Source organism: Streptomyces lincolnensis (assembly GCF_021173675.1).
Taxonomy (GTDB): domain Bacteria; phylum Actinomycetota; class Actinomycetes; order Streptomycetales; family Streptomycetaceae; genus Streptomyces; species Streptomyces lincolnensis_B.
Genome location: NZ_JAIHON010000002.1, coordinates 146321 through 171475, shown reverse-complemented (window position 1 = coordinate 171475; position 25155 = coordinate 146321). Strand labels below are relative to the sequence as shown.

The 25155-nt window shown below is 71.4% G+C and carries 23 protein-coding genes and 2 pseudogenes; 10 read left to right on the top strand and 15 right to left on the bottom strand.

The genetic code is table 11. The features are described 5' to 3' along the window. Positions 1–19: 19 nt before the first annotated feature. A complete protein-coding gene (locus tag K4B79_RS04340; RefSeq protein WP_232024893.1) occupies positions 20–3346 on the bottom strand; it encodes an AfsR/SARP family transcriptional regulator in 3327 nt (1108 codons plus the stop codon). 321 nt (positions 3347–3667) lie between these two features. Here K4B79_RS04340 and K4B79_RS04335 point away from each other — a divergent pair, with 321 nt between their 5' ends. Beyond that, positions 3668–4468, top strand: a complete 801-nt coding sequence (locus tag K4B79_RS04335; protein ID WP_232024892.1) for a site-2 protease family protein — start codon at positions 3668–3670, stop codon at positions 4466–4468. On the opposite strand, the gene K4B79_RS04330 is transcribed toward K4B79_RS04335, so the two are convergent. Both K4B79_RS04330 and npdG read right to left on the bottom strand, forming a co-directional pair. Further along, a complete protein-coding gene (locus tag K4B79_RS04330) occupies positions 4458–4637 on the bottom strand; it encodes a hypothetical protein (protein ID WP_232024891.1) in 180 nt (59 codons plus the stop codon). The two genes, K4B79_RS04335 and K4B79_RS04330, sit on opposite strands and share 11 nt — an antisense overlap. Before the next feature lie 56 nt (positions 4638–4693). Further along, on the bottom strand, positions 4694–5425 hold the full coding sequence (gene npdG, locus K4B79_RS04325; RefSeq protein WP_232024890.1) for an NADPH-dependent F420 reductase: 732 nt from the start codon (positions 5423–5425) through the stop codon (positions 4694–4696). Between the two features lie 136 nt (positions 5426–5561). Here npdG and K4B79_RS04320 point away from each other — a divergent pair, with 136 nt between their 5' ends. Continuing rightward, on the top strand, positions 5562–6164 hold the full coding sequence (locus K4B79_RS04320) for a hypothetical protein (protein WP_232024889.1): 603 nt from the start codon (positions 5562–5564) through the stop codon (positions 6162–6164). A 76-nt stretch (positions 6165–6240) separates the two neighbouring features. After that, entirely contained in the window at positions 6241–7548 is a 1308-nt protein-coding gene (locus tag K4B79_RS04315) for an MFS transporter (RefSeq protein WP_232024888.1), read from the top strand. A gap of 24 nt (positions 7549–7572) precedes the next feature. Here the strand turns inward: K4B79_RS04315 and K4B79_RS04310 are convergent, their stop codons facing one another. Further along, a complete protein-coding gene (locus K4B79_RS04310; protein ID WP_232024887.1) occupies positions 7573–7803 on the bottom strand; it encodes a hypothetical protein in 231 nt (76 codons plus the stop codon). 58 nt (positions 7804–7861) lie between these two features. Here K4B79_RS04310 and map point away from each other — a divergent pair, with 58 nt between their 5' ends. Together map and K4B79_RS04300 are read left to right on the top strand one after the other, a co-directional pair. Beyond that, entirely contained in the window at positions 7862–8719 is an 858-nt protein-coding gene (gene map, locus K4B79_RS04305; RefSeq protein ID WP_232024886.1) for a type I methionyl aminopeptidase, read from the top strand. Between the two features lie 147 nt (positions 8720–8866). Beyond that, positions 8867–9514, top strand: coding sequence for a biliverdin-producing heme oxygenase (locus tag K4B79_RS04300; protein ID WP_232024885.1), 648 nt, complete (start codon positions 8867–8869; stop codon positions 9512–9514). Between the two features lie 3 nt (positions 9515–9517). Here the strand turns inward: K4B79_RS04300 and K4B79_RS04295 are convergent, their stop codons facing one another. Next, positions 9518–10162 carry a PhzF family phenazine biosynthesis protein gene (locus K4B79_RS04295; protein ID WP_232024884.1) on the bottom strand — a complete coding sequence of 215 codons (645 nt, stop codon included), beginning with the start codon at positions 10160–10162 and terminating at the stop codon, positions 9518–9520. A gap of 128 nt (positions 10163–10290) precedes the next feature. Between K4B79_RS04295 and K4B79_RS04290 the strand changes: the two genes are divergently transcribed. The 4 genes and pseudogenes from K4B79_RS04290 to K4B79_RS48535 form a co-directional block, all read left to right on the top strand. Next, positions 10291–11379 carry a FecCD family ABC transporter permease gene (locus tag K4B79_RS04290; protein WP_232024883.1) on the top strand — a complete coding sequence of 363 codons (1089 nt, stop codon included), beginning with the start codon at positions 10291–10293 and terminating at the stop codon, positions 11377–11379. Between the two features lie 533 nt (positions 11380–11912). Then, positions 11913–12596, top strand: a pseudogene (locus tag K4B79_RS04285) (alpha/beta fold hydrolase); the annotation flags it as partial. A 59-nt stretch (positions 12597–12655) separates the two neighbouring features. Beyond that, positions 12656–12970 (top strand): creatininase family protein, encoded by a 315-nt coding sequence (locus K4B79_RS04280; protein WP_232024882.1) that lies wholly within the window; start codon positions 12656–12658, stop codon positions 12968–12970. Further along, positions 12967–13104: pseudogene (locus tag K4B79_RS48535) on the top strand (creatininase family protein); the annotation flags it as partial. The gene K4B79_RS04280 and the pseudogene K4B79_RS48535, both read left to right, overlap by 4 nt. A gap of 76 nt (positions 13105–13180) precedes the next feature. On the opposite strand, the gene msrA reads toward K4B79_RS48535, so the two are convergent. Next, on the bottom strand, positions 13181–13696 hold the full coding sequence (msrA, locus tag K4B79_RS04275; protein WP_232024881.1) for a peptide-methionine (S)-S-oxide reductase MsrA: 516 nt from the start codon (positions 13694–13696) through the stop codon (positions 13181–13183). Between the two features lie 187 nt (positions 13697–13883). Between msrA and K4B79_RS04270 the strand changes: the two genes are divergently transcribed. Further along, positions 13884–14744: an alpha/beta fold hydrolase gene (locus K4B79_RS04270; RefSeq protein WP_232024880.1), complete on the top strand. Its 861-nt coding sequence runs from the start codon at positions 13884–13886 to the stop codon at positions 14742–14744. A 119-nt stretch (positions 14745–14863) separates the two neighbouring features. Here the strand turns inward: K4B79_RS04270 and K4B79_RS04265 are convergent, their stop codons facing one another. From K4B79_RS04265 to solA, 9 genes are all read right to left on the bottom strand, one after another. Then, positions 14864–15847, bottom strand: a complete 984-nt coding sequence (locus K4B79_RS04265) for a D-2-hydroxyacid dehydrogenase (RefSeq protein ID WP_232024879.1) — start codon at positions 15845–15847, stop codon at positions 14864–14866. 1 nt (position 15848) lies between these two features. Then, positions 15849–17300: an NAD-dependent succinate-semialdehyde dehydrogenase gene (locus tag K4B79_RS04260; protein ID WP_232024878.1), complete on the bottom strand. Its 1452-nt coding sequence runs from the start codon at positions 17298–17300 to the stop codon at positions 15849–15851. Between the two features lie 40 nt (positions 17301–17340). Continuing rightward, a complete protein-coding gene (locus K4B79_RS04255) occupies positions 17341–18621 on the bottom strand; it encodes an NAD(P)/FAD-dependent oxidoreductase (protein WP_232024877.1) in 1281 nt (426 codons plus the stop codon). A gap of 114 nt (positions 18622–18735) precedes the next feature. Continuing rightward, entirely contained in the window at positions 18736–19575 is an 840-nt protein-coding gene (locus K4B79_RS04250; protein ID WP_232024876.1) for an ABC transporter permease, read from the bottom strand. After that, on the bottom strand, positions 19572–20441 hold the full coding sequence (locus K4B79_RS04245; RefSeq protein WP_232024875.1) for an ABC transporter permease: 870 nt from the start codon (positions 20439–20441) through the stop codon (positions 19572–19574). The genes K4B79_RS04250 and K4B79_RS04245 overlap by 4 nt, the downstream gene beginning before the upstream one ends. A 40-nt stretch (positions 20442–20481) precedes the next feature. After that, a complete protein-coding gene (locus K4B79_RS04240; protein WP_232024874.1) occupies positions 20482–21648 on the bottom strand; it encodes an ABC transporter ATP-binding protein in 1167 nt (388 codons plus the stop codon). Continuing rightward, positions 21641–22738 carry an ABC transporter substrate-binding protein gene (locus K4B79_RS04235; protein WP_232024873.1) on the bottom strand — a complete coding sequence of 366 codons (1098 nt, stop codon included), beginning with the start codon at positions 22736–22738 and terminating at the stop codon, positions 21641–21643. The genes K4B79_RS04240 and K4B79_RS04235 overlap by 8 nt, the downstream gene beginning before the upstream one ends. A gap of 193 nt (positions 22739–22931) precedes the next feature. Continuing rightward, the gene (locus K4B79_RS04230) at positions 22932–23615 is read right to left on the bottom strand and encodes a haloacid dehalogenase type II (protein WP_232024872.1); all 684 of its coding nucleotides are present in this window, start codon (positions 23613–23615) and stop codon (positions 22932–22934) included. A 115-nt stretch (positions 23616–23730) separates the two neighbouring features. Further along, positions 23731–24867, bottom strand: coding sequence for an N-methyl-L-tryptophan oxidase (gene solA / locus K4B79_RS04225; protein ID WP_232024871.1), 1137 nt, complete (start codon positions 24865–24867; stop codon positions 23731–23733). Positions 24868–25155 lie beyond the last annotated feature (288 nt).

Here is a 25155-nt window from a genome sequence, read left to right as displayed (position 1 = left end):
GTGCACCCCGGTGCGCGCGTCACAGCAGGGCGGTGGCCTCCTCGGGGGAGAGACCGCCGCCCTGCGCGTACGCCTCCTCGTAGGCGTCGTCGCCGAGTACGGCACGCAGCGCCAGGACCGCCTTGCCGCGCACCTCGCGCTCGATGAACGTCGGCACATGGGCGGACGGCAGCAGCGCGTCCGCGGCGCCGAGGCAGCGGGCACCGTCGTCCGCCCGGCGGCCGTCCTCGACGGCGGCGAGGGCGAGGGCGGCGGTGTGCAGGTACATGGTGCGCATATAGGGAGCGACGGCCAGGGCCAGCGGGTCCGAGGCCTGCTCCAGCGCCCGGCGGGTGAGGTCCAGACACTCCTCGTAGCGGCCATCGACGGCTTCCAGCCAGCCCTCCGAGCCGAGGATGAAGGCGTCGAAGAGGACGAAGTAGGCGATACTGAACTCCTCCCGCAGCAGGCGGAGTTGCTCGCGCGCCTCGGGAACACGGCCGGACATCCCGAGCCGGCCGGCGAGGAACAGCCGGGCTGCGGGCATCGCGTCGTTGCGCGCGCCGTCCTGCTGCGCGATCACCTCGCGCAGCAGGTTCTCGCCGCGCTCGTGCTCCCCGGTCTCGATCAGGGCGCTGCCCAGCCGGGCGCGCAACACCGCCACCTGGGCGTGCGCGCCGAGCCGTTCGGCGTAGTCGATCGCGGCCCGGTAAGTGGTGACCGCCGCCTCCCACTCGCCCCTGCGTTCATGGGCCTCGCTGCGGGCGGCGAGGGCCTCCGCGGCTCCCCACAGGTCGCCGAGGCGCTCGAAGATCCGCAGCGACTCGTCGGCGTCGCGGGGGGCGTCGAACGCCCAGTCGGGGCGCTGGGCGGAGATGTTGGCCCGCATCTGGAGGGCCGCGCCGAGCTCCCAGTCGTAGCCGGGCGTGTTGCGGCTGGTCTCCACGGTGGCGGTGATGACGTCACGCAGCCGCTCCATGTTCCCGGTGAGCATCAGGGCGTAGAACCAGAGCATGCCGGGGGTGCGGCAGGTCTGCGGCAGACCCGGCTCGTAGGTCTCGGCGATGGCGTGCAGTTTCGCCTGCGCCCGCGGGGTCTGCCAGGCGTCCAACTCGGTGTCCATGCAGGCGAGATGGACGAGATGGAGACCGCGGCGGGCCTCCGCGAGGACCTCGCCGGTCCACGGGGGCGGGGTGTCCGTGCAGCGCTGCCACACCGCTTCGGCGCGGCGGACGGGCTCGGCGAACGGGTCGGGGCCGAGGGTCTGCACCTCGCGGGACCAGTGGCGGGCCTCGACGCGCAGGTCGCGCATCTGCCAGTACCAGGACAGCGACAGCACCAGGCACAGCGCTTCCTGCTCGTCCCGGCCGGTGACGGCGTGGCGCAGGGCGGTGCGCAGGTTCTCGTACTCGCGCTCCAGCAGCCCGATGGCCTCGAACTGGGCGGAGCCGCGCAGCAACGGCTCGGTGGCGCGGGCGAGTTCACGGAAGTACGTCAGGTGCGCGCGCTCGGCCCCGGCTCGCGCGCCGGTCTCGTCGAGGCGCTCGCCTGCGTATTCGGCGACGGTCTCCAGGAGCCGGTAGCGCATCGCGCCGTCGCCCGAAGGGGCGGCCACCACGAGGGACTTGTCGACCAGCGAGCCGAGCGCCTCCAGCGCGCCGGGTCCGCAGACGGCCTCGGCGGCGGCCAGGTCGCAGCCGCCCGCGAAGACGGACAGCCGCCGCAGCACGTCCCGTTCGCCGTCGTCCAGCAGGTCCCAGGACCAGTCGACGACGGCCCGCAGGGTCTGCTGGCGGGGCAGGACGGTACGGCTGCCGGAGGTGAGCAGTCGGAAACGGTTGTCGAGCCGCTCGGCGATCTGGCGGGGCGTCAGCATGCGCAGACGGGCGGCCGCGAGCTCGATGGCGAGCGGCAGCCCGTCGAGGCGCCGGCAGATCTCGGCGCACGATTCGGGGTCGTCCTCGACCCGGAATCCGGGCCGGGCCGCGGCGCCCCGGTCGGCGAGCAGGCGCAGCGCGACCGGCTCGGGCAGCGGCTCCACGGGACGCAGCAACTCCCCCGGTACGCCGAGGGGTTCGCGGCTGGTGGCGAGCACGGTCAGGCCGGGGCAGCGCTCCAGCAGCTCCTCCACGAGCCGGGCGGCGGCGTCCACGACGTGCTCGCAGTTGTCCAGGATCAGCAGCATGCGCCGCCGGCCGCAGTGCTCGGCGAGGCGCTCCACGGGGTCGTCGTGGCGCTCGCCCCCGGCGCGCATCGCCTCGGCGCCGGCGCCGTACAGCACGGTCTCGCGGGCCCCCACGGCGGTGAGTACGGCCTCCGGGACCGCCTCGGGGTCGTCCACGGGCGCGAGTTCGGCCAGCCAGACGCCGTCGCGTGCGGTGTCCCGCGCGGTCCGCGCGGCCTCCTGCTCCGCGGCCTCCTGCGACAGCCGGGTCTTCCCGGCCCCGCCGGGCCCGAGCAACGTGACGAGCCGGGCCGCCGCGAGGTCGCCCCGGATGACCTCGATGTCGGACTCCCGGCCGACGAAGGAGGTGAGACGGGCGCGGAGGTTGCCGCGGGGCGGCGGGGCCGGGGCACCCCCGCCGGGGGCGGCGAGCCCGGCGGGCCGGGTGCCCCCGGGGCCGGTCCCGGGGCCGGTTCCGGGTCGGAGCAACTCCCCGTGCAGGTCCCTCAGTTCCGGTCCGGGGTCCGCGCCGAGCCGGTCCGCGAGGAGCCGGCGTACGTCCTCGTAGGCGGCCAGCGCCTCCGCCGCGCGTCCGGCGTCGCGCAGGGCCCGCAGGCGCAGGGCCTGGAGGGGTTCGTCCAGCGGGTGGGTGTCGCACAGGGCGGTGAGTTCGGGCAGGGCCTGCTCGGCGTGGCCGAGGGCGAGGGCGGCGGTGTGGCGGGCGCGCAGGGCGTCCAGGTGCCGGGTGTCCCGGCGGGCCGCCTCGGCGGTCCGGTCGGGCAGGTCGGCGAGGGCCGGGGCACGCCACAGGGCGAGGGCGTCGTCCAGGACGACGGCCGCCTTGGCGGGGTCGCCGTCGGCCAGCGCGCGCGTGCCCTCCTCGACCAGCCGCTCGAAGCGGTGCAGGTCGATGTCGTCGGGCGAGGCGGTGAGCCGGTAACCGCCCTCCACCGACGCGATCGCCTCCGCGCCGAGCGTCCGTCTCAGACGGCCCACCAACGCCTGGAGCGCACCCGGCGCGTCGGCGGGCGGATCACCGTCCCACACCTCCTCGACCAGCAGGTTCACGGGTACGGTACGGCCCGCCCGCAGCGCCAGCACGGTCAACAGAGCACGCAGCCGCGCCCCACCGACCGGGACGGGCGCCCCGTCGGGTCGTAGTGCCTGGGTGGTACCGAGGATGCGATAGCGCACGGGATCCATTGTCTCCGGAGCTGTCCGGGCCGGTCACGGAGTTCCAGCGGTGCGGCGGGAACCGGGGGGGTAGAGGGGCGGGTGCCGGGGAGGGTCTCGGCCGGCGGCAACCCCGGCGGAGAAAAGGCCGGCGGAGGACGCACCGCAGCACTCCCTCTGCCAGTCCGCCCGCCAGTCCGCGCAGAACACGTGCCAAAACCCCATGCCCCCACCTTCCACGGAACCTCCGGCCCCCCGCGAGACGTTTTCCCCGTACGCCCGGTACGGTCGGGCAGTCCCACCCCTGCCCCACCCCCGTCCCACCGCGTGCACGACTGTCCAGGGAGCCCCATGACCACCGCGACCACCCGCCACAGCGACCGGAGGATCAGCCCGGTCTTCGTCGGGATCCTCGCCGTCACCGCGGTGACCGGCTGGGCCACCTGGACGGGGTTCGCCGAGCAGCCCGGCGTCGCCGTGTTCCTGTTCGTGACGGCCGCGTGGATCGTCTCGCTCTGTCTGCACGAGTACGCGCACGCGCGCACCGCCCTGCACAGCGGTGACATCTCGATCGGCGCGAAGGGCTATCTCACCCTCAACCCGCTGAAGTACACCCACGCCCTGCTGAGCATCGTGCTGCCGGTGATCTTCGTGATCATGGGCGGTATCGGTCTGCCCGGCGGCGCCGTCTTCATCGAGCGGAACCGCATCCGGGGCCGCTGGCGGCACAGCCTGATCTCGGCGGCGGGCCCGCTGACGAACGTCCTGTTCGCGCTCGTCTGCACGGCCCCGTTCTGGCTGGACGCGCTGGACGGCGTACCGCGGGACTTCCGGTTCGCGCTGGCCTTCCTCGCGCTGCTCCAGGTCACGGCCGCGATCCTGAACTTCCTGCCGGTGCCGGGCCTGGACGGCTACGGCGTCATCGAGCCCTGGCTGTCGTACAACTTCAGGCGCCAGGTGGAGCCGTTCGCGCCGTTCGGCCTGCTGTTCGTGTTCGCGCTGCTGTGGCTGCCGGCGGTCAACACCGCGTTCTTCGACGTGATCGACTCGATCCTGAGCGGCCTGGGGATCACCGACTTCGAGACGTACTGCGGCCAGGACCTGTACCGCTTCTGGCAGGAGTCGAACCAGTACTGCCAGATCAGCCCGTGACGGACTTCCTGACCTTCTCCCGCTTCAGGTAGTACCAGCACATGTTGGACGACAGCCCCGCGAGCAGCACCCACACGATCCCCAGGAAGCTGCCCTTGGCGAAGGAGACGACCGCCGCGGCCACGGCGAGGACGCAGACGACGAGGGCGTAGAGGGCGAGGCGGGGCATGTCACAAAGCTCCTGTCGGGGGACACCGCTGACGCCGTCCAGTGTCCCCCATGGACTCAGACGTCCGTGACACGCAGCCCGGCGTGCGCCTTGTACCGGCGGTTGACCGAGATCAGGTTGGCGACCAGCGACTCCACCTGGTGGGCGTTGCGCAGCCGCCCGGCGAAGACACCGCGCATGCCGGGGATGCGGCCGGCCAGCGCCTGCACGATCTCGACGTCGGCGCGCACCTCGCCGAGGACCATCACATCGGTGTCGATCTCGTCGATCTCCGGGTCCTGGAGCAGCACCGCGGACAGGTGGTGGAAGGCGGCGGTGACCCGGGAGTCGGGCAGCAGGGCGGCGGCCTGCTCGGCGGCGCTGCCCTCCTCCGGCTTGAGCGCGTAGGCGCCCTTCTTGTCGAAGCCGAGCGGGTTGACGCAGTCGACGACGAGCTTGCCGGCCAGTTCCTCGCGCAGGGACTCCAGGGTCTTGCCGTGGCCGTCCCACGGCACGGCGACGATCACGATGTCGCTGCGGCGGGCGGTCTCGGCGTTGTCGGCGCCCTCGACGCCGTGGCCGAGCTCGTCGGCGGCGGCCTGCGCGCGGTCGGCGGCCCGCGAGCCGATGATCACCTTCTGGCCGGCCTTGGCCAGCCGGTAGGCGAGGCCCTTGCCCTGCGGGCCGGTGCCCCCGAGCACGCCGACCACGAGCCCGGAGACGTCGGGCAGGTCCCAGGGGTCCTTGGCGGGGGCCTTCGCGGGAGTCTCGGCGGGCTGCTGTGCACCATCGGGAGAGGTAGAGGTCATGGCCCGACTGTACGTCCGCCTCTCCCACCCCCCGCGTCCAGGTGAGCCGCGGCACGGTCGCCGGAGTACCCGGGTCGGGCGAATTCGGGGCGAACGGCGGGCCGGAAGGGGGCCGGTTGCGGCAGGATGCGGGCCCATGGACGCCGTACGGGTAGCGCTGCTGCGTGAAGTGCTCGCCGGGACCGAGTGGTTGGGGGAGACCCGCCGGTTCGCGGGCGCGCTCAGGGGTTCGGTGGTGTCGCACGGCGGCGGACTGCTGCTCGTGGGCACCCCCGACTACGAGCCGTGGCATCTGGCGGCCCATCTGGTCGACGAGGCGGCCTGGTCGGGCATGCCGGAGCTGGCGCCGACTCTCGTACGCCATGACGCGCGCCCCTCGGACCCGGCGCACCTGGCCGTCGGCCCCGGGCGGCTGACCGCGGCCCGGCGCGGCGAGACCCTGCTGGTGGTCTCGCCCGAGGGGCCGGGCGCCCCGCTGCTGGAACGGGTGCACGACGCCCGCCGGGCCGGGGCGACGGTACTGGCGCTCGGCGGCGACACGGGCGAGCTCGCGGCGATGGCCCACGAGACCCTCGCCGTGCCGGACGGGGCGGAGCTGGACCTGGACACCGTGCAGCACCTGGTGAGCGCGGCGGCCGGCGAGAACGCGGTGCCCGCTCCCCGGGGCCGCCGCCGCTTGCGCGACCGCCTCTCCCAGCTGGCGGAAATCCTGACGGCACCACCACCGCCCCGCTGGTAACCCGCACCCGCCGCTAAGCCCCCCTCCACCGAAAACCTGTTGCCCACGAGGGGCCCTCCCCCGACCATGGCCCTTCGTGACCGATGACACCCCCGAACCCCCGTCAGGCCTGCGCGCCCTGCTGCCCGACCTCGCTCCCTGGCGGGCGTCGCGCGACTTCCGACGGCTGTGGTTCTCGGGGCTGATCTCGAACTTCGGCAGCTTCCTCACCTTCGTCGCGCTGCCGGTCCAGCTGAAGGAACTGACGGGGTCGGCCGCGGCGGTGGGCGCGATCGGGGCCGTGGAGCTGATCCCGCTGGTGGTGTTCGGGCTGTACGGCGGGGCGCTGGCGGACGCCTGGGACAAGCGGAAACTGATCGTGTGGACGGAGATCGGCCAGGGCCTGCTCTCCGCGGCCCTGCTCCTGAACGCGCTGCTCCCCACACCCGCGATCTGGCCGCTGTACGTCGTCGCCGCCCTGTCCTCCGCCCTGGTCTCCGTGCAGCGCCCCGCGCTGGACTCGCTCTGGCCGCGGATCGTGGCCCACGACCACCTGCCGGCGGCCGCCGCCCTGAACTCCTTCCGCTGGACGCTCGGCGGGGTCGCGGGCCCGGCGCTGGCCGGCGTGGTGGTCGCCTACGCGGGGCTCGGCTGGGCATACGGCGCCGACCTGCTCACCTTCGTGGTCTCGGTCGTCCTCGTCGTACGCATCGCGGCCTCCCCCGCCTCCCACGAGGCGGCGAAGCCGTCGCTGAAGGCCATCGCCGAGGGCGCCCGGTACGCGTGGAGCCGCAAGGAACTCCTCGGTACCTACGCCGTCGACCTGGCCGCGATGTTCCTGGCGATGCCGCTGGCCGTACTGCCGTTCCTCGCGGACGAGTTGGACGCCGAGTGGTCACTGGGCCTGATGTACGCGTCGGTCCCGCTCGGAGCGCTGCTGGTGAGCGTGACCAGCGGCTGGACCTCACGGATCCACCGGCACGGTCGGCTGGTCGTCCTCTCGGCCGCGCTGTGGGGGCTGGCGATCGCGGCCGCCGGGCTCGCCGGCAACGTATGGCTGGTGCTTCTGTTCCTGACCGTGGCCGGCGGCGCCGACATGGTCAGCGGGGTCTTCCGCGCGGCCATGTGGAACCAGACGATCCCGGACGAGCTGCGCGGCCGGCTCGCCGGGATCGAGCTGCTGTCGTACTCGGTCGGACCGACCGTCGGCCAGGTCCGCTCGGGCGGTTTCGCCGCGTGGTGGGGCGTGCGGACGTCGGTCTGGTCGGGCGGTCTGCTCTGCGTGGGCGCGGTGGGGCTGCTGGCCCTGTGCCTGCCGAAGCTGATGACGTACGACGTACGGACGAACGAGCACGCGATACGGCTGCGCGAGCAACGCGAGGCGGCCACGCAGGCGAGCACGTGACCCCCTGTTTTCGCCCCCTGGTGGTCAGTCGTCCTCGCGACTACCGGCCGAGGCGTCGTGCCACTTGGGATCGTTCTCCCACTCCAGATTGCGTTCGCGGGCCGTCGCCATCGCGTGCTCGGCCTCTTTCCGGGTGGCGTACGGACCGAAGCGGTCCTTGGCCGGGCACTCGGGACCCTCCTCGACCTTCTTGTGCTGGAGGCAGTAGTACCACTCCCCCGGCTTGCCGACCGTGCGCTTCTTGAACAGGGCCATGTCCGGCTCCTTTCGCCACCGACATGTTCCCCCATCCCCGCTGGTTAGACTCGCTGCCATGTCTGGCCAGTCGCTGCTCGTACCAGGGGAGCTGTCCCCCACCCGTTCCGTCCCCGGCAACATCCGCCGCCCCGAGTACGTCGGCAAGCCCGCGCCGACGCCGTACACCGGACCGGAGGTGCAGACGCCCGAGACGATCGAGGCGATGCGCCTCGCGGGCCGGATCGCGGCGCGGGCGATGGCGGAGGCGGCGAAGCTGATCGCGCCGGGGGTCACCACCGACGAGCTGGACAAGGTGGCGCACGAGTACATGTGCGACCACGGCGCCTACCCCTCGACGCTCGGCTACCGCGGCTACCCCAAGTCGCTGTGCTCCTCCGTCAACGAGGTGATCTGCCACGGCATCCCGGACTCGACCGTGCTGCGGGACGGCGACATCGTCAACCTCGACGTGACGGCGTACATCGGCGGCGTGCACGGCGACAACAACGCCACCTACCTGGTCGGCGACGTCGACGAGGAGAGCCGCCTGCTGGTCGAGCGCACCCGCGAATCCCTCGCCCGCGCGATCAAGGCGGTCAAACCGGGCCGCCAGATCAACATCATCGGCCGGGTCATCGAGTCGTACGCCAAGCGCTTCGGCTACGGCGTGGTCCGCGACTTCACCGGCCACGGCATCAACTCCTCCTTCCACTCCGGCCTGATCGTCCCGCACTACGACAGCCCGCACGCGACGACGGTGATCCAGCCCGGCATGACCTTCACGATCGAGCCGATGCTGACGCTGGGCACCCACGAGTACGACATGTGGGACGACGGCTGGACGGTGGTGACGAAGGACCGCAAGCGCACGGCCCAGTTCGAACACACACTGGTGGTGACGGATTCAGGAGCGGAGATCCTCACACTCCCGTAACGCGCCCCCTCTCCCGGCCCGCCCTCCTCGAAGGGCGGGCTTCTTGCTGTGCGCGTAGGTTTTTACCGACGAGTCGTCGGGAAAGTTGCCGACAGAGGGTCGGCAAGGCATTGACTTAGGTAAGCCTAACCATAGAAAATCTGGGCCATGGACTCCTTCTCGACAGTGATCCGCACCGCCTCCCACGAACAGCACGTGGAAGCGGAGACCTCGACGTTCATGAGCGATCTGCTCGGCGGACGACTCGGCGTCGACGCGTACGCGCGCTACACCGAGCAGCTGTGGTTCGTCTACGAGGCACTGGAGGCCGGGGCCGAGCGCCTGGTGTCGGATCCGGTGGCCGGCCCGTTCATCAGGCCGGAGCTGTTCCGGCTGCGGGCCCTGGAACGGGACCTGGCGCATCTGCGCGGCCCCGAGTGGCGGTCGGGCGTCTCCGCACTCCCCGCGACACAGGCGTACGCGGACCGGGTACGGGAGTGCGCCGAACGCTGGCCGGCCGGCTACATCGCCCACCACTACACGCGCTACCTCGGCGACCTCTCCGGCGGCCAGATCATCCGCGACAAGGCGGAGAAGACCTGGGGCTTCGAGAAGAAGGGCGACGGCGTCCGCTTCTACGTCTTCGAGGAGATCGGCAATCCCGCCGCCTTCAAGCGCGGCTACCGGGAGCTGCTGGACGCGGTGCGCGCGGACGACCTGGAGAAGCAGCGGGTCGTGGCGGAGTGCAAGAAGGCGTTCGCCCTGAACACGGCCGTGTTCAGGGCACTGAGCGAGGAGTTCCGGCTCAGCGCCTGAGGCTCAGCGTTCGAGGAGGACGCGGCCGCCGACCTCCACCCACCCTCCCGGCTGCGGGGCGGTGAGGATCTGCGAGCCGGCGCCCTGCGTGATGTTGAGGGCGCGGCCCAGCCGGTCGGTGAGCAGGATGGCGGCAGCGCCGGTCGCCTCGTCCTCCTCGATGCCGTCGTCCCGGCCGGGGAAGGCCCGCGCACGGACACGGCCGGCCGCCTCGTCCTCCCAGGCCCAGGCGTAGATCCACTCCCCCGGCGGCGGCACCGGCAGATCGTCGACCTCGGCCGCGGTGGCGTACTGCCGCAGCGTCCGCGGCGGCGCCCACTCCGCCCGTGCCTCGATCCAGCTGAACTCGCCGTCCAGGCGGGTGCCCACCACACCGGCGGGCGTGACGAGTTCCGGCACGTCCAGCAACCAGGCCGTACCGACACAGGGATGCCCGGCGAACGGCAGCCGCAGGGTCGGCGTGTAGATGTCGATGATCCCGCGCTCGGGATCGTCCACGAACACGGTCTCGCTGAACCCCAGTTTGCCCGCGAACGCCTGACGCTCCTCCGGGTCCGGCATGACGGAGCCCTCCCGGACGACCCCGAGCTCGTTGCCGTATCCGCCATTCGCTCCGCAGAAGACACGGAGTACGTCGTAGTCAGTCACGGGGGAATTGAAGCATCGCGGGGATGGCGGAGGCGCGCGGGGAGCGGGCCCGGCGAAGTGCAGGCAAGGCTAACCTAAGTCCCATCCGGCCATGTGGGGCCGAACCCGTGGAGAGGAACGGCTGCGGCATGACCGTACTGGAGAAGACCGCGCAGGACGCGCCGACGGCCGAGAGACCCGCGCGTGGACGGCACGGCACCGCCTGGCTGTTGACCGCCGGGCTGCTCGCGGCGCTGCTGGTGCTCGTGCCGGTGGCGGCCGGGATCGGCGCGTATCCGGTGCCGGTCGGGGACGTGTTGGCCTCCGTGCAGCACCGGATCGGCCTGGGCGGGACGGAGTTGGACCGGGTCGCCGAGTCGGTGCTGTGGAACGTCCGCTTCCCACGCATCGTCCTCGCGCTGCTCATCGGCGCCTCGCTGGGCTGCGCGGGCGCGCTGATGCAGGGCGTCTTCGGCAACCCGCTCGCCGAGCCCAGCACGATCGGCGTCTCGCTCGGCGCGGCGGTCGGGGCGGTCGCCTCGATCTCGCTGGGCCTGAACTTCCTCGGCACGTGGACGCTCCCGGCGATGGCCTTCGTCGCCGGCCTCGGCACGGTCCTGCTGGTGTACGCGATGTCCCGTTCCGGTGGCCGTACGGAAGTCGTGACCCTGATCCTCATGGGGATCGCCGTGAACGCCTTCGCCGGCGCGCTCATCGGCCTCTTCATCTTCCTCGCGGACACGGCCGCGGTGAACCAGATCACCTTCTGGCAACTGGGCTCACTCGCGCAGTCCACCTGGCCGAAGGTGCTCGCGGTGCTGCCGTGCGCGGTGCTCGGACTCGTCGTCGCGCCGCTGTACGCCCGGCGCCTGGACCTCCTCGCCCTCGGCGACCGGCCCGCACGGCATCTGGGCGTCGACGTCGAACGCCTCCGCATCCTGCTGATGTTCGTCGTCGCCCTGCTCACCGCCGCGGCGGTCAGCGTCTCGGGCGTCATCGGCTTCGTGGGCCTGGTCGTCCCCCACCTCCTCCGCATGGTCGCCGGGCCCGGACACCGCTTCCTCATCCCCGGCAGTGCGCTGGGCGGAGCGGTGGTGTTGCTGGCGGCGGATCTTGCGGCCCGGACGATCGCCGCGCCCGCGGAGTTGCCGCTGGGTGTTCTAACAGCCCTGCTGGGCAGCCCCTTCTTCTTCTGGCTGCTGCGGAGGACCCGGCGGCGGCAAGGGGGGTGGGCGTAGCGCGCGTATGCCCGCGGCGGCTGGGTGGGGGCGGTTGCCGTGCGCCTATCGGGGCGCCTCATCACGTCGTAGGGCGGCTGCGGGCCCATCGTGGCTGGTCGCGCAGTTCCCCGCGCCCCTTAGGTGGGTGGGGTTGCCGTGCGCCTATGGGGGTGCCCCATCACGTCGTAGGGCGGCTGCGGGTCCGTCGTGGCTGGTCGCGCAGTTCCCCGCGCCCCTGAGGTGGGCGCAGGCGCCCAGCGTTTGAAGTGGTCGCCCACGGCGGTGAGGGGACGGGGCGGGGGGTGTCCGCCCGCAGCGGCCGGCGTCCGACACGCAGTACCCCTTGCCGGAACAGTTCCGCCGGACCGAGGACGGACACCCCCCGACCCCGCCCCCCCCCCCCCCCCCACCCGATGCGCGAAGCCCCCCCCCCCCCCCCCCCCCCCCCCCCCCCCCCCCCCCCCCCCCCCCCCCCCCCCCCCCCCCCCCCCCCCCCCCCCCCCCCCCCCCCCCCCCCCCCCCACCCCCCCCCCCCCCCCCCCCCCCCCCCCCCCCGCACCGCCGAACAGTCCGCCATCGCCCTGGACATCGTCGCGTTCATGGATGCCCTGAAGATCGAGAAGGCGGTCCTGGCCGGCTTCGACTGGGGTTCGCGGACCGCCGACATCATCGCCGCGCTGTGGCCCGGGCGGGTCAAGGCCCTTGTTTCCACCAGCGGTTACGTCATCACCGACCGCACGGCGCAGCTCTCGCCCGCCGCCCCGGCCGTCGAGCACAACTGGTGGTATCAGTGGTATTTCGCCACCGAGCGCGGCAAGCAGGCCATGGACAACGAGAAGGACCGCCTGGCGCTGTGCCGCTACGTGTGGACCCTCGTCTCCCCCACCTGGAACTTCGACGACGCCACGTACGAGCGCACCGCCCAGGCCTTCCTCAACCCCGACTACGCCGCCATCGTCCTGTACAACTACCGCTGGCGCATCGGCCTCATCGAGGGCGAGCACCGCTACGACCGCTACGAGCGGCTGCTCGCCGCCCAGCCGTCGATCGGCGTGCCCACCCTCACCCTCGACCCGGCCCTCGATCCCTTCACCGCGCCCGGCGACGGCACCGGCTACCGCCACCACTTCACCGGCGCCTACGAGCACCGCACCATCGCGAACATCGGCCACAACCTCCCCCAGGAAGCGCCCACCGCCTTCGCGCAGGCCGTGGTCGACGCCGACCACCTCTGACCAGGAGGAGTTCCCGATGAGCGAAGTCCAGTGGAACCGTCTGACCGCCGCCGAGCTGCGTGCTCTCGCGGCGCGGGACGCGGTGGGCGGAGGTGTGCCGCCGGGCGGCGGTGCCGGCCGCCGAGCACACCGGCGTGGTGGTGACGCCGTCCGTGCCGACGGGCCTGTCGGAGCATCACATGGCCTTCGGCGGGAACATGACCGCCCTGAAAGCCCTCACGACCGAGCTGACCACGGAGTTGTCGACGCCGATCGCGTTCGCCGGCTGCTTCGGGGCCGGACGGGAGGTCGTCCGGGACACCCTGGAGACCCAGGACGGTCTCATGCACGCGCGTGAGGGAGAGACGTCCATGATGACGCCCACCCCGAGCTGATCCGGACCGAGCATCTGGACGAGGCGCACGGGCCCCGCATCACGCTGCCCGCGGAGTCCACCGAGCCGGTGTACATGGCCGTGCCCTTCGACCGGATCACCGCGTCCGGAGTCGCGGGCGACGCCCGGGTCGCCAGTGCCGAGAAGGGTGAGCGGACGCTCTCCGGCTGTGCGTCGGCACTGGCGGACATCATCGTCCGGGACCCCCGGATCAGGCCTCGGCGCGCTTGGGCAGGCGCCAGTTCGGGCGCGGGAAGTGGCAGGTGTAGCCGTCCGGATAGCGCTGCAGGTAGTCCTGGTGCTCCGGCTCGGCCTCCCAGAAGTCACCGGCCGGCACCACCTCGGTCACCACCGGCCCCGGCCACAGCCCGGAGGCGTCGACATCGGCGATGGTGTCCTCGGCGACACGGCGCTGCTCGTCGTCGAAGTAGAAGATGGCCGAGCGGTAGCTCAGACCGATGTCGTTGCCCTGCCGGTCCCTGGTGCTCGGGTCGTGGATCTGGAAGAAGTACTCCAGGATCGCGCGGTAGTCGGTGACCGTCGGGTCGAAGACGATCTCGATCGACTCCGCGTGCTTGCCGTGGTCGCGATAGGTGGCGTTGGGCTTGTCGTCGTCACCGCTGTAACCGACCCGGGTACGCAGCACGCCGGGCAGCGAACGGATCAGCTCCTGCATGCCCCAGAAACAGCCGCCCGCCAGCAGCGCCCTCTCCTCGGCGTCACTCATGGCACCTCACCTTTCGTCCAGGTCGTCCGCGCAGGGTCCAGGTTCGCACACCGGAGACCCGGAATTACCGTCACCATCTTGACAGGTGACGAATTGCATGGCAAGTTCATCACCACTCAGAGCGGTGACGCAGCCGGTGGGGCCGGCTGCCGCACGTATCGAGAAACATGTCTCAGAGGGGTTTGTCGTGGTGAGTTTCAAGGGTGGACGCAAGCAACTGGTGACGGGTGCGGTCGCGGCGGCCACGGCAGGGCTCGCGCTCGGCGCGTTCGCCCTCAGCGGCACCGCCAACGGCGCGACCGAGACCGCCGGGGCCGCCGGAGCCGGCACGCACCCCAAGCCCACCGTCGTCCTGGAACACGGCGCCTTCGCCGACGGCTCCAGCTGGAACGGCGTCGTCTCTCGTCTGCGCGCCGACGGCTACCCGGTCGTCGCCGCCGCCAACCCGCTGCGCGGACCGGCCTCCGACGCCGCCGCCCTGCGCGCGGTCCTGGACCACGTCAAGGGCCCGAAGATCGTCGTCGGCCACTCCTACGGCGGCAACGTCATCAGCCAGGCCGCGACCGACGACGCCGACGTCAAGGCCCTGGTCTACGTCGCCGCCTTCCTGCCGGCCCCCGGCGAGAGCGCCCTGGAGCTGACCAACAAGTACCCGGGCTCCACCCTCCCGGGCGCCCTCGACCCCGTCACCTACCAGCAGACCGACGGCTCCACGGTCACCGACCTGTACATCCGGCAGGACAGGTTCCGCCACCAGTTCGCCGCCGACGTCCCCGCGAAGCAGGCCGCTCTCATGGCCGCCGAACAGCGGCCCATCGCCCAGTCCGCGCTGGAGGAGAAGGCCACCACCGCCGCCTGGAAGACCATCCCCAGCTGGGACATCGTCACCACCGAGGACCTCAACATCCCGCCCGCCGTCCAGCGCTTCATGGCCCAGCGCGCCCACGCCCACACCACCGAGGTCGCTGCCTCCCACTCCGTCGCCGTCTCCCACCCCCGTCTGGTGGCCGACGTCATCGAGAAGGCCGCCCACGCCACCGTCCGCTGACACTCCTCGAACGACGGCGGGATGCCGCATCCCGCCGTCCTCGTGGCACGACCGTCACACCCGGCAGCACCGCAGCCCCGGCCGGCATGAGAGCCGGCCGGGGTGCGTGTCACCCGCGCTCAGGCGGGAGGCGTCCCGTCGATCACGTATCCGCGCCGCTTGTCCACCACGTTGCGCAGCGGCCGGCCCTCGATGTGACGGGTGAGGTTGTCGAGGAACACCTCGACGAGCGCCTCCCGCTCGCTGGTGGTCTCGCCCGCCGTGTGCGGGGAGATCAGCACGCCGGGCATGTCCCACAGGGGTGATTCGGCGGGCAGCGGTTCCTGGGCGAACACGTCCAGGGCCGCCCCGCCCAGCCGTCCGGCCGTGAGGTGGTCGACCAGCGCCTCCTCGTCGACGAGTCCGCCCCGGCCCACGTTGATCAGCCGCGCCCCCGGCTTCATGGCGGCGAGCACGGGGGCGTCCACCATGCCCCGGGTCTCCTGGGTGAGGGGTGCGGCCAGGACGACGTAGTCCGCTTCCGTCAGCGCGGAGCGCAGCGTGGTCGCGCCGTGGACCGTGCCGAAGTCGGGGTCGTCCGTGCGGGCCCTGCGGCCCGCACCGCACACACGCATCCCGACGGCGCGCAGCAGCCGTGCGGTGGCCCGGCCGATCGGCCCCGTCCCCCAGACCAGCACGGTGCGTCCGGTGATGCCGTCACTGGGGCGCGGACGCCATTCCCGGCGCCGCTGGTGCTCCCAGGTGCCGGGGAAGTCCTTGGCGAGGGCGAGGATCAGGCCGAGGACGTATTCGGCGGTCGGCTGGTCGTAGACCCCCCGGGCGTTGGTCAGGACGACGCCCGGATCGTCCACGAGGGCGGGGAACAGGAGGGAGTCCACGCCCGCGGAGGCCGCGTGCACCCAGCGGGGTGCCTTCTCCCGGTTGCCGGGCCAGGCCTCCCGGACGGCCGGGGTGAGGGTCACCCAGGTCAGGAGGGCGTCGGCGCCGGGGAGGACGTAGGGCAGTTCTTCCTCGGTGGCGTAGACGGTGTCGGCGAGGCGCTCGATGAGCTCGGTGGCGGGGGGCCGGTTGCCGCGGTAGAGGACCACGAGTCGGTCGGGCATGTCAGGCTCCGACGGGGACGGCTATGTACTTGTACTCCAGGAACTCGTCGATGCCGACGCGTCCGCCTTCGCGGCCCAGGCCGGACTGCTTGACGCCGCCGAAGGGGGCTGCGGGGTTGGAGACCAGTCCGGTGTTGAGGCCGATCATGCCGCTTTCGAGGCGTTCGCTGACGCGCAGGGCGCGGTCGAGGTTCTGGGTGAACAGGTAGGCGGCCAGGCCGAACTCGGTGTCGTTGGCGGCCTCGACGGCCTCGTCCTCGGTCTCGAAGGTGCGGATCGCGGCGACCGGGCCGAAGATCTCGGTGTCGATGATCGCCGACTCGGGGGCGATGCCGGTGAGGACGGTGGGCGGGTAGAAGCAGCCCGGCCCTTCGGGGAGTTCACCGCCGGTCAGGACGGTGGCGCCGCGCTTGACGGCGTCCCCCACCAGGTCATGGGCCTTGCTGCGGCCGGCGATGTCGATGAGGGGACCGACGTCGGTGCCGGGTTCGGTGCCGGGCCCGACCTTCAGAGCGGCCATGCGGGCGGCGAGACGGGTGGCGAACTCGTCGGCGACGGAGGAGTGGACGAAGATGCGGTTGGCGGCGCAGCAGGACTCGCCCATGTTGCGCATCTTGGCGACCATGGTGCCCTCGATGGCGACGTCGAGGTCGGCGTCGTCGAAGACGATGAGGGGGGCGTTGCCGCCCAGTTCCATCGAGGTGCGGATGACGGTGTCGGCGCACTGGGCCAGCAGGATGCGGCCGACCTGGGTGGAGCCGGTGAAGGACAGCTTGCGGATCCGCCCGCCGCGCAGCAGCGGTTCTACGACGCCGGCCGCGTCGGTGGTGACGACGATGTTGAGCACACCGGCCGGCAGTCCCGCTTCGGTGAGGATCTCCGCCAGGGCGAGGGTGGACAGCGGGGTCTGCGGGGCGGGTTTGAGGACGATGGTGCAGCCGGCCGCGATGGCCGGGCCGATCTTGCGGGTGCCCATCGCCAGCGGGAAGTTCCAGGGAGTGATCAGCAGGCAGGGGCCGACCGGCTGACGGGTGACCAGCAGTCGGTTCCTGCCGTCGGGGGCGGTGGTCATGCCGCCGTCGACGCGGACGGCCTCCTCGGAGAACCAGCGGAAGAACTCCGCCGCGTAGGCGACTTCGGCCCGTGCCTCGGCCAGAGGCTTGCCCATCTCCAGAGTCATCAGCAGCGCGAGCTCCTCGGTGCGCGCGATGATGATGTCGTAGGCGCGGCGCAGGATCTCGCTTCGGGTGCGGGGCGCGGTGGCGGCCCAGGCGGCCTGCGCGGCGACCGCGGCCTCGACGGCACGCCGGCCGTCGGCGGGTGAGGCGTCGGCGACCCGGCACAGTTCCTCGCCGGTGGCCGGGTTGTCGACGGACAGGGTCCGGCCGGACTCGGCGTCCTGCCAGTCACCGCCGATGAACAGCTGCTTGGGAACATCACGGACGACAGTCATCGTGGGTCTCTCCTTGTGCGGGTTGGGGGCTGCCGACCGGTCAGCGGATGCGGTCCAGCGTCTTGTAGAAGGCGCCCGCGAAGGGCAGGAACCAGGCGGTGCCGTTGTAGAGGGGGATGCGGGGCGGGGCCAGGTCGCGGACGGGGCTGACCTCGGGGTGGCCGTCCATCACCTCGGCCATGACCTGCCCCATGTGCGTGGCCATCTGCACGCCGTGGCCCGCGTATCCCATGGAGTAGTAGACGCCGTCGTCGGTCTGCCCGGCGTGCACGATGCGGTCCATCGCGAAGCCGACGGAGCCGCCCCACACGTACTCGATCTTCGTCCGGGCGAGTTGGGGGAAGATCTCGCACATCTCGCGGAACAGGACGGCCCCGCTCTTCTTGTCCGAGGTGGGATCGGACGGTGCGAAGCGGGCGCGGCCGCCGAACAGCAGCCGGTTGTCCGGGGTGAGCCGGAAGTAGTGGCAGACCTGGTTGGAGTCGACGATGAGGCGGGCCTTCGGGATGATGTCCCGGGCGAGCTCCTCGCCGAGCGGCTCGGTCACGATGATGAAGCTGCCCACGCACACCTGTTGGCGGCGCAGCCACGGGAAGTTCTTGTCGGTGTAGGCGTCGGTGGCCATCATGACCTGCCCGGCGCGGATCACACCTCGCTCGGTGCTGACCTCGAACCGGCCGGCGGAGGTGCGCCGCACGCCGATGGCCGCGTTGCGCTCGTGGATCTCGACACCGGTGCGCTCGCACGCCTCGGCCATGCCGCGCACGAAGCGGCCGACGTGCAGTGCGGCACTGAACGGGTCGAGCAGGCCGCCGTGGTAGGCGTCGGATCCGATCTCGGAACGCAGCTCGGACTTGCCGATCAGTGTGGTCTCGTGTCCGAAGTACTTGGCCAGGTCGCGCTGTTGGGCCTTCTTGCCTTCGAAGTGCGCGGGGCGGGACGCGACGCCCAGGCGTCCGACGCGGCGGAACTGGCAGTCGATGGACTCCTCGTTCACGAGCCGCTCGACGGTGTCCACGGCCTCGCCGTAGGAGGTGTAGATCTCGCGGGCCCGTTCGAGTCCGTACCGGCGGATGGCCTGGTGTATGCCGATGGTGAAGCCCAGGTTGGCCATGCCGCCGTTGCGCGCCGAGGCACCGGAGCCGATCTGGCCCTTCTCGACGAGGGTGACGCGGGCGCCCTTGCGGGCGGAGTGGAGGGCGGTGGACAGCCCCGTCAGTCCGGCGCCGACGACGACCACGTCGGTGTCCTCGGTCAGCGGCTTGCCGGACCGGTCGGGAAACACCCCGGCGGTCTCTATCCAGTAGGGAATCGTCTTCATTGCGGGTCCTCTGCGGGGAGTTTCGAGATGGGGCGCGCGGCCGGGCATCGCCAAGGGCCCGGCCGACGGCGCTGTCAGCGGTGGCGCGGCCCGTGGCGGCTCAGGGCTCAGGGCTCAGGTGAGGGGTTCGACGGGCAGGACGTTCTGGCCGTTGCGGTGGCCGCCGAGTTTGCGGACGACGGCGACCAGGGCGAGGGCCAGGATGGCCAGCGCGATGAGGACGGCGCTGACGGCGGTGACGGTCGGGTCGACGTCGAACTGGAGGGCGTTGAAGACCAGGACCGGCAGGGTGCGGGTGTCGGGGGTGGACATGAACTGGGCGATGAAGAACTCGTCGAAGCTGGTGATGAAGGAGAACACCGCGGCGGCGATGAGGCCGGGGGTGGCCAGGGGGAAGGTGATGCGCCGGGCGATGGTCATCCGGCCGGCTCCCATGCTGGCGGCGGCGTCCTCCAGGCGTTCGTCGATGCCCTTGAGGGTGGAGATCATGATGAGGATGGCGATGGGGGCGGCGAGCACGGTGTGACCCAGGGCGATCGCCAGAGGGCTGCCGAGCATGCCGACGGGTTCGAAGAACAGGAACAGTCCGAGTGCGATGACCACCTGCGGGATGAGCATCGGGGCCAGGACCAGGCCGTAGACGGCCGCGTGCAGCGGCAGCCGGCCGCGGGCGAGCGCGGTCGCCGCGGTCGCTCCCAGGATCAGGGAGAACACCGTGGTCAGGGCGGCGACCAGGCTGGACAGGGCGATGGAGGTGGCCCAGTTCCCGCCGGGCGCGGCCATCTGCTGGTACCAGTGGGTGCTGTACTGCTTGGGCGGGAAGGTGCCGATGCCGTCGGCGCCGAAGGACGTGACCAGGATGATCACGATGGGCATGGCCAGGAACAGCAGGATCGCGGTGGCGCTCAGGCCGCGGCCGACGTGTCCGGCCCGGGTGGCGGGCAGTTCCATCATGAGCCGCTCCTTCGTGCGTGTGCCTTGCCGCGACGCCACCTGGCCAGGCCGAGGACGCCCAGGCCGGCGAAGGTGAGCAGGAGCAGGATGACGCCGAAGGCGGCGGCGGAGTTCCACCGGTCCTGCTGCATCACCTGCTGGTCGATCAGCGCCGCGACCACGGTCTGCCGGTCGCCGCCCATCAGGGCCGGGGTGATGTAGTAGCCCAGGCAGAGGATGAAGCTGAGCAGCCCCGCGGTGCCGATCCCGGGCGCGACCAGGGGCAGGTAGATGCGGCGGAAGATGGTGAACCGGCTCGCGCCGAAACCCGCCGCCGCGGCCAGGAGCCGGCCGTCGACGCCCCGCATCACGCCCTGCAGGACGAGGACGGTGTAGGGGAGCATCACCGAGGTGGTGCCGATGACGACACCGGTCTCGTTGTAGAGCAGGGAGTACGGGGCGCCGGGGGCGTGCACGGAGGTGGCCAGGCTGTTGATGAGGCCGTGTTCACCGAGCATGATGATCCAGCCGTAGGTGCGCACCAGGGCACTGATGAAGTGCGGCACGACCACGATCAGCATCGCGAGCGCGGCGAAGACGGGCCGCATCCGGGCGATGGCGTGGGCCAGCACGAACCCGACCAGCAGGCTGGCGGCGGCGGTCTCGGCGGAGATCCGCACGGTGGAGACCAGGACCGACAGGTTCGCCCCGCTGAGGGCGTCGGCGTACCAGTGGAGGGTGAAGGCGCCGCTGTCTCCCTTCAGGCTCAGGGAGAGCACCCCGATGATCGGGTAGACGAACATGACCAGGAGGAACACCGTCACCGGGACGGCGTTGACCAGCGCGATCCGCGAGCGGTGCCCGCGCAGCGCGGACGTCTTCCTCACACGTACCTTGGCAGGGGCGACAGCGGTGCCGGCCACGGGTTCACCCCCCGTCCGTCTCGGTGAACACACTGACGTCCTCGCGCTCGGCGGTGACGCTGACCCGCTCCCCCACGCGCGGTGGGGTCTGGGCGGTCTCGATCCGCAGCGGGGGTGTGCCGGGATCGGCGCCGTCCAGGCGGAGCGTGACCCGGGTCAGCGACCCCACGTACACCGCGGTCTCGACCGTGCCGGTACAACAGCCCTTCTCGGCACCGACCAGGCGCAGCTTGCCCGGCCGCACGGCGGCGCGCACGCTCTGTCCGGGCACGCAGGGGTGGGCCCGGGCCGTGAGCACGCCTCCGGTGTCCAGCCGCACCCGGGTGCGGTCGTCCGCCCCACCGTCCTCGACCTTGCCGGTGAGGAAGTTGGCGGCGCCCAGGAAGTCGGCGACGAAGGGCGTGCGGGGGCGTTCGAACAGGGCGCGAGGGGTGTCGAACTGCTCGATGCGGCCGTCCTTCATGATGGCGATCCGGTCCGACATGACCAGGGCTTCCTCCTGGTCGTGCGTGACGTAGACGACGGTCAGGCCGAGTTCGCGCTGAATGGTCTTGATCTCGCTCTGCATCTGGTCGCGCAGCTTCTTGTCCAGCGCCCCCAGCGGTTCGTCCATCAGCACGATCGGCGGGCGGTAGACCAGGACCCGGCACAGGGCGACGCGCTGCTGCTGGCCGCCGGACAGCTCACGGGGCTTGCGGCCGGCGAACTTCGACAGACCGGCCGCCTCCAGCGTCTCCCCGACCCGGCGGCGGATCTCCGCCTTGTCGACTCCCCGCAGTTGCAGGGGGAAGGCGACGTTCTCGGCGACCGTCATGTGGGGAAAGAGCAGGTACTGCTGGAAGACGAAACCGAAGTCGCGTTTCCCGGGGGTGAGCCGGGTGATGTCCCGGCCGTCCACGGTGACGGTGCCCGAGTCGGGCTCGGTGAACCCGGCCAGCATCATCAAGGTGGTGGTCTTGCCGGAGCCGGAGGAGCCGAGGAAGGTGACGAACTCACCGGCCGCGATCTCCATGTCCACACCGTCGACCACCGTCGTCCCGCCGTAGGACTTACGCAGGCCCGTGACGGACAGCGACTTCCCCGACGACGAGGACGACTGCGGTGCCAGGACGGCGGCCAGCTCGTCGGCCGACAGCCTCCCGGCGGTCAGGCTCGTGGTGTGCTCAGGCATCGACCCACTCCTGCCAGCGCTTGGCGACGACGTCACGGTTCTTGTCCCACCAGGCCACATCCGCGTCGAACCCGGTCTTCAGGTTCTTCGGCGAGGTGGGCAGCGTGGCGAGCACGTCGTCCGAGAGCAGCTTGGTCGCGGCGGGCACGACCGGGCCGCCCGTCGGGGAGAGCTTGGCGAACGCCGCCTGCACCTCGGGGCGCAGCGAGAAGTCGATGAGCTTGTAGGTCGCGTCCGTGTTGGCCGCACCCTTCGGGATGCCCCATCCGTTGGTGAGCCGGCGCGCTTCGTTCCACTGGTAGGCGACCGGCACGCCCTGCTTGATGAGCTCATCCGCGCGCCCGCCCCACAGGCTGGTCGCGACGACCTCCTTGCGGCCGAGCAGGACGGCGGGCAGGGCGCCGGTGTTCCAGAACTTCTTGACATCGCCGCGGATCCGCGACAGCGAGGCGAACGCCCGGTCCAGATCCAGCGGGTACAGCTTGTCCGGCGGCACGCCGTCCGCGAGCAGCGCGAACTCCAGCTCCGGGATGTCGGCATCCGGGCTCTGCAGGGAGCGCGGGCCGCTGAAGGCGTGTGTGTTCCAGAAGTCGGCCCAGCTCTTGGGGGCACGCTTCAAGCTGTCCGTGCGGTACGCCATCACGCTGGCCCACACGTTCTTGCCGAGCGCGTACTCAGGCAGGTTGTGCTCCGCGATGCCGGCGCCCTTGACACTCTTCAGCCGGTCGTGGTCCATCGGCTCCAGACACTCCAGCCGCGCCATCTTCTGGAAGTTCAGCATGGTGTTGTCCATCAGGTCGACCTGCGGACGGCCCTGTTTGACCTGGGCGATGATCTGCGCCGACTGGTAGTTGACCGTGGTGATCGTGATGCCGGTCTCCTTGGCGAACGGCTCGTAGACCGCCTGGGTCAGCGCGTCGTTGTAGGCGCCGCCGCTGTTGCTGACGACGAGCCGCTTCTTGCCGCCGCCCGACGAGCCGCGGCTCTCGCCGGTGCCCATGAGGGTGCCGCAGCCGGTCACCGCGGTGGCGGCGGCCAGCGCGCCTGCGGTGCGGAGTACGGTTCTGCGGCCTATCCGGTAGTTTTCCATGGCGGTGTCTCCTGGAGAGCGCTGGGGATTCGGGGAATCCGTGGTGCGGGGACGAGGCACGGGGCCCGGTGGGGAGCCAGGACGCCGTGAGTCGGCGGACGGAAGCGCGCGGGGCTCGTGGGGCGGCCGCGCGAGACCCGGGGGCCTGCCTGGAAGAAGGTGCTGTGCTGGGTGAGTGGGGGTGCGTCGCGCGTCAGATGCCGAGCATCCGGTTGAGGTCGTCCAGGGACTTGACCGTCACGTAGTCGTAGCCGTGGGTCGCCGGGTCGTAGCCACGGTCGAGCAGGACCAGGTTGCGGAAGCCCATGTCGTGCATCGGCATCAGGTCGTAGCGGGTGTGCGAGGAGACGTGCACGAAGTCCTCGGGGGAGGCGTCGAGCTGGTCGAGCATGTACTCGAACGCGGCGTACCGGGGCTTGTAGTAACCGGCCTGCTCCGCGGTGAACACCGCGTGGAAGTCCGCCCCGAGCCGGGGCACGCTCTCGGCGAGGAAGGAGTCCTCGGCGTTGGAGAGGATCACCAGCTTGTAGTGCTCGCCCATCTTCTTCAGCGGCTCCGGCACATCGGCGTGCGGGCCCCAACTGCGCACGCCGTCGGCGAACCGCTTGCCCGCGTCCGGGGCCGCCTTGATGCCCCACTTGCGGCAGACTCCCTCGAAGGCGGCCTGGAGCGTCTGCTCGTAGGGGTAGAACTTGTCGAGGACCGAGTCGTAGCGGTAGCCGCGGAACTCCTTGACGAACTGGTCCCAGTCCTCGGCCGGGATCTGGTCGCCGACGAGTTCACGCGTGATGGGGGTCATCGGCCACTCGATCAACGTGCCGTAGCAGTCGAACGAGACGTACTTGGGGCGGAACTGCAGTGAGGGGATCTTGTTCATGGAGAGACTCCACTTTCTTGCTTCGGGGAACTGGTACGGCCAATGCCGGCCGCGTCAGACATGTCCATGACAGACACGTCGAGGTTGGGGAGTGATGACGTCGTCCGTGCGGGGATCAGGAGGCGCCGGCCCCTACCGGAGCGAGGAAGTCGATGGGGTGTTCCGTGGTGCCGTCGAGCGCCAGGTCGGCGGCGACCTCTCCCATCGCGGGCGAGATCTTGAAGCCGCTGCCGGAGAATCCGGCCATGACGATGATGTCGTCCTCGCCGGGGAGATGACCGACGAGCGGGTTCCCGGACTCCGTGTAGCCCTCCATGTAGGCCGACAGCCTGATGGGGTCGGGGTTCAGGTCGGGCATGAGCTCACGGATGAGCTCGCGGAAGGTGCCGAGTTCCTCGGGGCGGACCGTACGGTCGAGCCGTTCGGGCTCGGGCACCGGCCGATGGCGTGCGTAGGAGAGGCCGAGCTTGACGGAGATGCCGTCGGGCGACGGGAGCCCGAAGCAGTCGTGGGGTGTGCTGCGTACGAACGGCGGGGCCCCGCCCGCGAACCAGTCGTGCCGGGTGGGCAGATGCCAGGAGGAGATCACCCGGCGGACGTCGACGGTCCGCGGGAGGTCCGGGAGCAGGGTGTTGATCCAGGGGCCCACGGTCACCACGGCGGCGTCCACGTGGTCCGTACCGTCGTCGGTGACGATCCGCACCCCGCCTCCCGCCACGGGAACGATCTCCCGCACCGGGGTGTAGCGGTGCAGCCGGGCACCCAACTGCTCGGCACGGGCGGCGGCGGCCTGGACCGACGCCTCGGGTCTGATGACGGCGCCCCTCCGGTCGAGTACGGCGGTGTGTCCGTCCGGGAGACGATGCTGCGGGTAGCGGCGGGCGAGGGCGTCCCGGTCCAGTACCTCGTGGTCCAGACGGTGGGTGGCGCTGGAGGAGAGGAGGAGGCGCATGGACGGTGAGGCGGTCTCGCCCATCACGAGGCAGCCGCTGCGGTGCCGCAGCGACCGGCCCGTCTCCGCCTGGAGTTCGTCCCACAGATCGTCCGCGAGCCGCAGCAGCGGGACGTACCCGGGTTCGCCGAGGTGGACGGCCCGGAAGATACGGCTCTCGCCTCCGGCCGCGCCGCGGTCGTGACCCGGCGCGTACCGGTCGTAGCCAATGACCTCGGCTCCGCGGGCGGCCAGTCGCCACATCGTCTGGCTGCCCATGCTGCCGGCACCGATCACGGCGACACGCTTCGGGATGCGCATGAGGTCGCTCCTTTCGATGGTGTGGTCCGTGGCAGTCGGCCCCCAGCGTGGTGCGGACACCGGGCGGACCCTTCGTGTTCGGGTCCCACTGGGGATGGCGTTCACTTTCCGCCCGGGGGAACCTGCAGGTCAACCCACACTGTGTTCCACCTGGGCGCCTTCTCGAGACGGTCTGTCACTGCGCGCGGGCGGGCTCCACAAAATGCCGGTGCCCTCTTGTCACGGTGCGTGGCCGGTGCGAGGGTGAGCCCGATTCCCCCGGACGAAAGCACCGCCTATGCCGCCCAG